This window comes from Acidimicrobiales bacterium (assembly GCA_030747595.1).
In the GTDB taxonomy this organism is placed as follows: Bacteria; Actinomycetota; Acidimicrobiia; order Acidimicrobiales; family MedAcidi-G1; genus UBA9410.
The window spans coordinates 25377-31693 of record JASLKK010000017.1 but is presented as its reverse complement, the minus strand read 5'-3'; the positions used below and the strand labels follow the sequence as shown (position 1 = coordinate 31693).

Below are 6317 nucleotides of genomic sequence, written 5' to 3'. Positions count from 1 at the left end.
CTCGGGCATCATTGGCCTGATCACCTGTGACGCCTTTGGCGACTGTGGTTCCCAGAAGATCACCGTGATCGGCCACGCCGACTCCGGTGACATTGCTGCGTCCAACGCCAACGTCGTCTACGAGTACGCCCCAGCTGGTTCGAGCCAGGGTTCGGGCGATCTGGTTGCTCCAGTAATCCCAGTGCGCGGTGGCACGCTGGTGATGGCTACGTCCCAGGTTGGGGCGGGCATCAACCACGGAGTGGCATCCGGAGTCGGTATTGGCAACGTGAGTTCGAAAGTCTTCGCCTCACTGGTCCACCTCGACGCCAACTGGCATCCCCAGCCGTACCTGGCTGAGTCTTGGGATGTATCGGATGATCAGATGACCGTCACCCTGAACCTTGTGGACGGAGCGACCTTCCACGACGGGATGCCGATCACGTCAGCGGACGTGAAGTTCTCGATCGAAGTGGTCAAGAACAACCACCCGTTCACCGGGATGTGGGCCCCAGTCAACTCAATTGACACGCCGGACGACCTCACGGTGGTGCTCCACCTGGATAACCCGCACCCCGCGCTGTGGATCGCCATGTCAGACGTACTGATGCCGATCATGCCGAAGCACATCATGGATGACGGCACGGCGATCAACGAGATGAAGGGGCATCCAAACAACACGGCCGCCCTGGAGGGTGACTTGATCGCGGTCGGTTCCGGTCCGTTCCGTCTTACCGAGTGGAACAACACCGAAAAGATCGTGATGGACGCCTACGAGGACTTCTTCATCCCCGGTCGCCCCTACCTCGACAGCATCATCTACGTCATCACTCCCAACGAGGACACGATGATGCTGGGTCTTGAGTCCGGGGAGTTCGACACAGGTGGCTATGCCAGCGTGACTAACGCAGACAAGGTGGCCAACAACTCAAACTTGGTCGCTAATCCTGACGAGTTGAGCGGCGTTGGTTCGCTGAACCATCTCCAGTTCAACATGGCAAACGACGTCATTAGCGATCTGCGGGTGAGGCAGGCGATCGCCTACACCATCGATCGGGATTTCATCATCAACAACCTGCACCAGGGCCAGACCTCGGAGTTGCTGGGTGGCATCCACCCGTCAAGCCCGTTCTACAACCCGAACGTAGAGCGCTACGACGTAGACCTGGACAAGGCTCGCTCACTGCTTGCCGAAGCCGGCTACGCCGACGGTCTGGAGTTGAGGATCCACTACATCCCAGGTCCGAACGAACAGCAGCTCTACGTGGCCGAGTACATCGCTCTGGCACTCGCAGAGGTAGGCGTCGATGTAGAGGTCGTCCAGAGTGCCGACCTTCCGTCGTGGGCCGGCATGTTCTTCGGCGGTCCAGATGCCTGGCAGATGACGATGAACGCCTACTTCAACTGGGGCGACCCGGTTATCGGTGTCCAGCGGGCCTACGTCTGCGCCAACATCAAGCCAGGCGTGTTCGTCAACAACTCGGCTTACTGCAATGAGAAGGTCGACGAGCTTCTCTACGCAGCAGCAGCCGAAACGGACTTCGACGCCCGGAAGGCGCTCTACGACGAGTTCCAGGAGATCACCGCAGTGGAGTTGCCGTTCTACGGCATCAACGCGCTGCCGATCTACGGAGCTCACCAGACCTACGTCATGAACATGCCGCTTGGGACGTGGGGCTCGCTCTCCGGCATGGAAAACGTCTGGATCGACAAGTAGGCATCGGCTTATAGCTGAGACATAAACCAATAGAGACGAGAGGTGACGGCGCTCGCCCGGGGAATCGGGAGCAGAATAGGACAAGCGATTGGGCTGCTACTGGCAGTCGTGGTCGTCGTGTTCTTTCTGATCCAGATCGCCCCGGGTGACGCCGCCCTCTACCTCGCCGGTGACCAAGGCGTCGGTGACGCCGAGTTTCTCGCCCAGGTCCGGGCCGAATACGGACTAGACCAACCGCTTCTCGTCCAGTTGGGGACCTACGTCGGTAACGTCGCCCAACTTGACCTGGGCGATTCCATCTACTTCAACGAGCCGGTCCTCCGCCTGATCGTCGAGCGACTCTTCGCTACGGTGCTGCTGGCCGGCACTTCACTTCTCTTCGCAGTGGGGCTGGGTGTGGCCATCGGCGTCTACACCGCCCGACGGCCCGAAAGCCCGATGTCTTCGGCCGCAACAGTGACGAGCCTGGTTGGGTTTTCCACACCAGTCTTCTACTCGGCCATCATGTTTATCGTCCTCTTTGCCGCAAAGTGGAGCCTGCTCCCCGTAGGTGGTATCGAAGATGTCCGCTACGACGGCAACTGGGTCGGCGAAACCATCGACCTTCTTCAGCACCTCATCCTCCCGGCGCTCAGTCTCGGGATTATCTATCTAGCGATTTACTCCCGGCTGGCTCGAGCTTCGATGCTCGAGGTACTGGAGTCCGACTACATCCGCACCGCCCGGGCGAAGGGCGCCCGTGAGCGAGTCGTTGTTTACAAACACGCCCTTCGGAACGCCATCATTCCCGTAGTAACCGCCGCCGGACTCCAGGTCGGAAACCTATTGTCCGGCGCCCTACTCGTCGAGGTCGTATTCGCCTGGCCTGGAATCGGAAGACTGGCAGTCGACTCAATCTTCCGGCGTGACACTCCGACGCTGCTCGGCATCATGATCTTCTCTTCGGCCATGGTCATCGTGGCCAACCTGCTCACAGATCTTGTCTACCGGCTCATCGATCCCCGAATACGCGTCGGAGGGTCCCGATGACCGACTTCGGCGTAGCCATCGAACAAGTCGAAGCTGGCGGCCGGGGAGCCTTGCGTATGTTCCTTCGGAACAAGGCAGCAGCCGTGGGCCTGGTCGTATTCTCCCTAATCGTCCTGATAACCATCTTCGGCCCCGGCCTCTACGGGACAAGCGCAAACAAGATGGTTGCCAGACCGTTCCTTGGCCCCGGCAGCGACCTAGCCCCGCCACTGGGAACCGACTATCTGGGCCGGGACATTCTGGCCGGAATCATCGGAGGAGGCCGGGCAACTCTGGTGGTTGCTGCGGTAGCCGCCGCCATGACTATGACCATCGGCATCTTGGTCGGAAGCCTGGCCGGATACTTCGGCGGGTGGATCGACTCCCTACTCATGCGATTCACCGAAATCTTTCAGGTAATGCCGGGGCTCCTCTTCTCGATGGTCGTCATCTTCCTGCTTGGCCCCGGGACTCGAAACGAGACCCTTGCCATTGGCCTAACACTGTGGCCGCTAGCAGCCCGCCTTGCGCGTGCCGAGTTCCTCAAGTTGAGAGAACTGGAGTATGTGAAGGCTGCCCGTGCCATCGGGTGCAGCGACCTACGGATCATGTTCCGCACGATCCTGCCCAATGCCATGCCTCCTCTACTGGTGTCAGCCACCTTGACGGTGGTCATTGCCATCCTCTTCCACTCCGGACTGGCCTTCCTCGGCATGGTGGACGTCAACACGATTAGTTGGGGGTCGATGTTGGGCAAGAATCGGGGCTACGCACTGACCGCATGGTGGATGGTCTTCTTCCCGGGCATCGCAATCGTGATCACCGGACTCAGCATCAGCCTCGTCGGCGACGGCCTACAAGACGCCTTTAACCCGAAGCTCCGAGGGCGCTGATGCCCCTCCTCTCAGTCTCCGACCTTACGGTCACCTTCGACGATTTCACTGCCGTGGACTCTGCGAACTTCGCCATCGAACCCGGTGAGACGCTGGGCGTGGTCGGCGAGTCAGGTTCCGGCAAGTCGGTCACCGCTCTTTCAATCATGCGGCTGGTCGAAATGGGTACTCGGGCGAAAATCACTGGCGGCCGAGTCGACCTGCAGATGGACGACGGTTCGACGCTCGACCTGTTGGGCCAAGACGAAGCCACCATGCGGAGCATCCGCGGCAACCAGATCGCCATGATCTTCCAGGAGCCGCTCACGAGCCTGAACCCGGTGTACCCAGTCGGCGAACAGATTGCCGAGGCATTGCGGATCCATCAGGGATCAGACAGGAAGGCAAGCATGGCTCGGGCCCGAGAAATGTTTGACCTGGTGCGGATACCCGAGGCCGACAAGAGGATCGGTCAATACCCCCACGAGATGTCTGGAGGCATGCGCCAGCGAATAATGATTGCCATCGGCCTGTGTTGCGGACCCCGACTACTCATCGCCGACGAACCCACAACGGCCCTCGATGTAACCATCCAGGCTCAGATTCTTGGACTCATCAAGCAACTTCAGGTCGAGACGGGCACAGCGATGATGCTCATCACCCACGACATGGGTGTGATTGCTGAAGTGGCAGACCGCGTCGTCGTCATGAACCAGGCAAAGATTGTTGAACAGGGCCCTGTAGAACAGATCTTCCACTCGCCGAGAGAGTCGTACACCCGAGGCCTACTCAGCGCGGTGCCCAAACTTGGAAGCATGGCCGGCCACGACGGACCTAGACCGTTCAACCTGGCAGGAAACCTGGCATGACGAGCCAGGGTAAGGACCAGAGTCCCCTTATCGAGGTGGAGCACATCTCGAAACAGTTCCCGACCGACCACAACGCTCGGGTGCACGCAGTGACTGATGTATCGCTTCATATCGATCATGGTGAAACCCTCGCCGTGGTCGGAGAGAGCGGTTGCGGAAAATCAACCCTGGCCAACCTCATTATCCGTCTCCACGACGCGGACCAGGGCCGAATTCTCCTCAAGGGAGTTGACATAACTGACCTCAACCCTCGGGAGATGCGCGAACACAGACAGACCCTGCAGATCGTCTTTCAGGATCCCTTCGCCAGCCTCGATCCCCGAGTCCGGGTCGGAACATCTGTGGCCGAACCCCTGACGGTCCACAAAGTCGCCACTAAGGAGGAGGCGACAGACCAGGTGCGCCAGTTGTTCGAGCTGGTCGGTCTTGACCAATCAATGCTGAACAACTACCCCCACCAGTTCTCTGGCGGCCAACGCCAGCGAGTGTGCATTGCGCGAGCCCTGGCACTGAAGCCCGAACTAGTCATTGCCGATGAGGCCGTCTCAGCCCTTGACGTGTCGGTTCAGGCCCAGGTCATGAACCTGATGCTGGAACTCCAACAGGAGATGGGCCTGTCCTATCTGTTCATCAGCCACGACCTGGCTGTCGTGGAGCGCATCGCCCACCGGGTGGCCGTGATGTACCTGGGCCAGGTAGTCGAACTCGGGTCACGCGAACAGGTATTCCGGGACCCCAGGCACTCCTACACGAAACGCCTCCTGGGTGCCGTGCCAATCGCCGATCCCCGGCAGCGGACCGAACGACCGCTCATCACGGGCGAGATCCCCAGCCCGGTCTGGCCCGCGGGAGAAGGACCCGACCTGGTCACCCACACCGAGGTGGAGCCCGGGCATCTGGTTGCTCAGGAATAGCTCGCGCTAACCGGTGTCAGCAGTGCACCTGCTCGCCGGATGCCGGGCGGTGCAACACTCCTGACTCGTAGGCCAGCAGAGCCAACTCCGGGTCATCGGGATGCACCTGACCGGTGGTGTCGACCAGCCAACTATGGGTATCGACGTCGGACCCCGGGAAGATCAGCGTCGCCGGGCCCAAACCAGCCCCTGAGCCAGCCGTGGCATCCGGACCATCTGTGGCACGTGTGACACCACCGAGGTTCCGGAGCGTGCCGCTGCCCGGGGCGCATCGGAAGGTGGCCGCACCGGCTTCCCAGACGACCGCCACGTGGACCACCTTGGGGGTGCCGTCGGGCGACACGGTAACCAGAAACGCCGCTGTGCCGTATTCCTCCAACCTGGTAGGAACGTCGACGACCGACACGGGGATGCTCACAGCCGGACGGTAGCCCAGTCTCCCGTTGCCCTCCCCGAAGGTTCGGATTCTCCCAGCTCACCGGACTCCCCGACCGACGACCGCTTCCGAGTAGCGCAAACAACATTTTTTTGGTTAGTTTTTCTGGTATGAGCACCTTTCGTATGGGAGAAGCGGCGCAACTGCTCGGAGTGAGTCCGGACACCGTGCGTCGTTGGGCCGATGCGGGCCGCCTGGCCACCGGGCGAACCGTCGGGGGCCATCGCACGATCGCCGGCACCGAACTGGCCCGCCTGGCCCAGGATCTGGCAGCCGAGGGGACACCTCCGCCCGACGGCGACACCGGCGCGGCACTGTCAGCTCGCAACCGGTTCACCGGCTTGGTGACACGGGTGGTCCGAGATGGGGTCATGGCCCAGGTGGAGATTCAAGCCGGTCCCCACCGCGTGGTGTCGCTGCTCTCAGCCGAAGCTGTCGACGAGCTGGGCCTGGAGCCCGGCGTTCTGGCTGTGGCTGCCGTCAAGGCCACCAACGTGGTCGTCGAACGCCCCCGCTGACCGG

At 61.1% G+C, this 6317-nt stretch carries 7 protein-coding genes; 6 read left to right on the top strand and 1 reads right to left on the bottom strand.

Going from position 1 to position 6317, the window contains the following annotated elements; translation table 11 throughout:
- The 5 genes from QF777_11125 to QF777_11105 all read left to right on the top strand — a co-directional run.
- A partial coding sequence (locus QF777_11125) for an ABC transporter substrate-binding protein (GenBank protein ID MDP6912098.1) occupies window positions 1–1696 on the top strand: 1696 nt, incomplete at its 5' end.
- 42 nt (window positions 1697–1738) lie between these two features.
- Window positions 1739–2725, top strand: coding sequence for an ABC transporter permease (locus tag QF777_11120; GenBank protein MDP6912097.1), 987 nt, complete (start codon window positions 1739–1741; stop codon window positions 2723–2725).
- Window positions 2722–3597 (top strand): ABC transporter permease, encoded by an 876-nt coding sequence (locus QF777_11115; GenBank protein ID MDP6912096.1) that lies wholly within the window; start codon window positions 2722–2724, stop codon window positions 3595–3597. Before QF777_11120 ends, QF777_11115 begins: the two co-directional genes overlap by 4 nt.
- Complete coding sequence (locus tag QF777_11110; protein MDP6912095.1) at window positions 3597–4445, top strand: ABC transporter ATP-binding protein; 849 nt, start codon at window positions 3597–3599, stop codon at window positions 4443–4445. The genes QF777_11115 and QF777_11110 overlap by 1 nt, the downstream gene beginning before the upstream one ends.
- Window positions 4442–5359 (top strand): ATP-binding cassette domain-containing protein, encoded by a 918-nt coding sequence (locus QF777_11105; protein ID MDP6912094.1) that lies wholly within the window; start codon window positions 4442–4444, stop codon window positions 5357–5359. Before QF777_11110 ends, QF777_11105 begins: the two co-directional genes overlap by 4 nt.
- Window positions 5360–5375: 16 nt before the next feature.
- On the opposite strand, the gene QF777_11100 is transcribed toward QF777_11105, so the two are convergent.
- Window positions 5376–5777, bottom strand: coding sequence for a hypothetical protein (locus QF777_11100; protein ID MDP6912093.1), 402 nt, complete (start codon window positions 5775–5777; stop codon window positions 5376–5378).
- A 128-nt stretch (window positions 5778–5905) separates the two neighbouring features.
- Between QF777_11100 and QF777_11095 the strand changes: the two genes are divergently transcribed.
- Window positions 5906–6313, top strand: coding sequence for a TOBE domain-containing protein (locus tag QF777_11095; GenBank protein ID MDP6912092.1), 408 nt, complete (start codon window positions 5906–5908; stop codon window positions 6311–6313).
- The last annotated feature ends 4 nt before the right edge of the window (window positions 6314–6317 follow it).

Excerpts from the sequence above, each read along its gene's own strand:
- QF777_11115 (MDP6912096.1), top strand. The coding sequence starts at position 2,722 with ATGACCGACTTCGGCGTAGCCATCGAACAAGTCGAAGCTGGCGGCCGG.
- QF777_11110 (MDP6912095.1), top strand. The coding sequence starts at position 3,597 with ATGCCCCTCCTCTCAGTCTCCGACCTTACGGTCACCTTCGACGATTTC.
- QF777_11105 (MDP6912094.1), top strand. The coding sequence starts at position 4,442 with ATGACGAGCCAGGGTAAGGACCAGAGTCCCCTTATCGAGGTGGAGCAC.
- QF777_11095 (MDP6912092.1), top strand. The coding sequence starts at position 5,906 with ATGAGCACCTTTCGTATGGGAGAAGCGGCGCAACTGCTCGGAGTGAGT.